This is a genomic window from Paenibacillus sp. 2TAB26 (assembly GCF_052115145.1).
In the GTDB taxonomy this organism is placed as follows: Bacteria; Bacillota; Bacilli; order Paenibacillales; family Paenibacillaceae; genus Pristimantibacillus.
In genome coordinates this window covers 1-357 of record NZ_JBFRGC010000163.1, presented here as the reverse complement: position 1 = coordinate 357, position 357 = coordinate 1, and the positions used below count along the sequence as shown (strand labels likewise).

Annotated in this window: 1 protein-coding gene; it reads left to right on the top strand. The window is 70.3% G+C overall.

Features of this window, described 5'->3' with window-relative positions:
- A partial coding sequence (locus tag AB4Z50_RS36325; protein WP_441887379.1) for an autotransporter outer membrane beta-barrel domain-containing protein occupies nucleotides 1-357 on the top strand: 357 nt, incomplete at both ends.

Here is a 357-nt window from a genome sequence, read left to right as displayed (position 1 = left end):
CCCCCTGCCAGCGATCAAAAGCCCCTGGCCGTGGGCGATGTCGCCACCGTCGATGTCTCGGCCTCAACGCTGACCGGGGCGGCGACCACGCTACCGGGCACCACGTCCATCGTCACCCTGCGCGACCAGACCACGTGGCACCTCACCGGCAACTCGACGCTGACCACGCTCACCAACGCCGCGAGCCAGATCCTGTTCACGCCGCCGTCGGCGGGCACGTTCAAGACGCTGACGGTGAACACCTACACGGGCGCCGCGGGCGGCATCGGCCTGAACACGGTGCTGGCCGGCGACAACGCACCGTCGGACAGGCTCGTCATCGACACCGGCACCGCGTCCGGCACCACCGGGCTGACG